Genomic DNA, 2,503 nt, shown 5'->3' on the forward strand with positions numbered 1-2,503 from the left:
AGCGCACCTTCCTGCAGGACGGCGACACGCTGGTGCTGCGCGGCTGGTGCGAGCGCGCGGGCGCGGTGCGCATCGGCTTCGGCGAGGCCAGCGGGACGGTGCTGGCCTGAGCCGGCTTCAGTGCAGCAGCGCCGAACCCTGCGCCGGCACCGCGTAGGTCAGCGGCGCCAGCGCCGCCTGGATGCGCTGCATCTGCGGCTCGTCGACCAGGCTGGCCAGCATCGCCTGGAAGCGCGGCTCCAGCGTGCCCGAGACGATGTACTGCCAGCGGTAGGCCTTGAGCACCGTGTCGTGCACCTGCTGCGCCTGTCCGCCCTCCGGCGGCATGCCCTGCACCTGCAGGAAGTAGGCCGCATCGGCGCGGGCCTGGGCCTGCAGGATGCCGTCCACGCCGCCCACCAGCGCGATCAGGTCGTCCACCGCCGCGTCGCGCTCGGCCGGCGAGGCCAGCCGCGCGTCCTCGCGCGCCCATTCCAGCTCGTCGATGATGGCGTGCTGCGACTCCTCCTTCCAGTGGTGCAGGAAGACGTCCTTGAACAGCGGCGACAGGTCGTCCGCCGCGGCGATGCTGGCGCGGTAGTGCGCCTGCGAGAACAGCTCGATGTGGCAGGTCAGCGCCAGCACGGCCCAGGTGCGCTTGCCCAGCACGAAGCCGGCCACCTCGTTGGCCGATATGTCGAAGCGGTAGCCCTCGGGCATGCAGTCGGCCACCAGCTTCTCGATGCGGCGGAACAGCTCCTGGTGCTTCAGCTCCTCGTCGGTGAAGCGCACGATCGCCTCCAGCGCGACCTGGTCGCCCAGCCAGTGCTCGCGGCTGATGTCGAGCATCTTGGCCCCGATGAAGCGTTCCACCAGCCCGAACATGCGGGCGTAGGTGCGGCCCTGCACCTGGCCGAAGAAGCGCTGCGCGGCTGCGTCCAGAAAGGGCAGTTCCGGCGCCAGCGACAGGCCGTCGGGCATGAATTTGTCGCGCGCGTCGAAGCTGCGGCCGCGGATCACGTCGCGGTCGATGTCCCAGCGGATGCGCTTGGACGCCTCGATCGTCCTGGCATAGCGTTGCGTGCGGTCGGCAGGGGTGGCGGTGTTCATGGATGCTCCTCGTGTGTAGGGCCTGTCGGATCAACGTCAGGCCATGGATGGTCGGGCGTGCGCCTGCCGCGCGCATGAGCCAGCCGTCCCGCGGCGCCGGGATACGCATGTCGATGCATGGGACATGCGCCTCATGCCGACGCACAATCGGGCATGCAGCGGCGCCAGAGCCTTCGTTTCTGCACTGCGCCCGATCGCACGCGCATCGCCGTCGCGTCGATCGGTGACGGGCCGCCGCTGCTGCGCGCAGCGCACTGGCTCAGCCATGTCGAGCACGATCTGGTGAGCCCGGTGTGGCGGCCGTGGCTGCTGGAACTCTCGCGCGAGCACCGCTACATCCGCTACGACCAGCGCGGCTGCGGCCTGTCGGACCGCGACGTGGCCGCCTTCTCGCTCGATGCCTGGGTAGGCGACCTGGAGGCGGTGGCCGACAGCCTGGGGCTGGCGCGCTTTCCGCGGATCGGCATGTCGCAGGGCGGCGCGGTGGCGATCGCCTACGCCGTGCGCCATCCCGAGCGCGTCTCGCTGCTGGTGCTGCTGGGCGCCTACGCGCGTGGCGCGCTGCGGCGCGGCGGGCCGCCGGCCGAGCGGCTGGAGGCCGAGACGCTGGTCAACCTGATCCGGGTCGGCTGGGGCCGCGACAACCCGGCCTTCCGCCAGGTGTTCACCAACCAGTTCATTCCCGACGGCACGCCGGCGCAGCACCAGTGGTGGAACGAGCTGGAGCGCCTCACCGCCAGCCCGGAGGCGGCGGCGCGCACGCTGGAGGCCTTCCACCAGGTCGACGTCACCGGGCAGGCGCAGCAGCTGCGGGTGCCCACGCTGGTGATGCACGCGCGCGGCGACGAGCGCGTGCCCTTCGAGGAAGGGCGCCGGCTGGCGGCGCTGATCCCCGAGGCCCGCTTCGTACCGCTGGACAGCCGCAACCATGTGCTGCTCGACAGCGAGCCGGCATGGCCCGAGTTCCTGAGCGAACTGCGCGCCTTCCTGGGCCGGCCGGCGGACACGCCGGGCCGCGCCGAGGGCGGCCCCGGCGGCCTCACGCCGGCCGAGCGGGACGTGCTGGACCTGGTTGCGCAGGGGCTGGACAACGCCGCCATCGCGCAGCGCCTGGGCAAGCGCGAGAAGACGGTGCGCAACCAGGTCTCGAGCATCTTCGACAAGCTCGGCGTGCACACCCGGGCCGAGGCGATCGTGCGCGTGCGCGACCGCGGCATGCCCCCGGGCGCTGCGTGAGCCCGGGGCGCCTTTCCCTTTCGGCGCGGGGCGCAAGAAGTGCGTGAAAAATGCCTCATTTACGCACCGTTCATCCTCTTACGACAGCCAGAACCGGCGTCGTCCTACCGGATGCGGCAGGGTGCTGCTGGCACAACTGCCAGCGCACCAACACTTCGGAGTGGTGATCTGGAGATGC

The 2,503-nt window shown here is 71.2% G+C and carries 2 protein-coding genes; one reads left to right on the forward strand and one right to left on the reverse strand.

Annotated elements, in window-relative coordinates; genetic code table 11:
* Nucleotides 1-117: 117 nt before the first annotated feature.
* Nucleotides 118-1,089 carry a hypothetical protein gene (locus tag ACIY1X_RS25990; protein ID WP_399686447.1) on the reverse strand — a complete coding sequence of 324 codons (972 nt, stop codon included), beginning with the start codon at nucleotides 1,087-1,089 and terminating at the stop codon, nucleotides 118-120.
* Nucleotides 1,090-1,242: 153 nt separating this feature from the next.
* Here ACIY1X_RS25990 and ACIY1X_RS25995 point away from each other — a divergent pair, with 153 nt between their 5' ends.
* Nucleotides 1,243-2,325, forward strand: a complete 1,083-nt coding sequence (locus tag ACIY1X_RS25995; protein ID WP_399686450.1) for an alpha/beta fold hydrolase — start codon at nucleotides 1,243-1,245, stop codon at nucleotides 2,323-2,325.
* Nucleotides 2,326-2,503 lie beyond the last annotated feature (178 nt).

It is taken from the genome of Xenophilus sp. (genome assembly GCF_044462705.1).
GTDB lineage: Bacteria > Pseudomonadota > Gammaproteobacteria > Burkholderiales > Burkholderiaceae_C > Xenophilus > Xenophilus azovorans.

Coding starts and splice junctions, on each gene's coding strand:
- ACIY1X_RS25990 (WP_399686447.1), bottom strand. CDS start 1,089: ATGAACACCGCCACCCCTGCCGACCGCACGCAACGCTATGCCAGGACG.
- ACIY1X_RS25995 (WP_399686450.1), top strand. CDS start 1,243: ATGCAGCGGCGCCAGAGCCTTCGTTTCTGCACTGCGCCCGATCGCACG.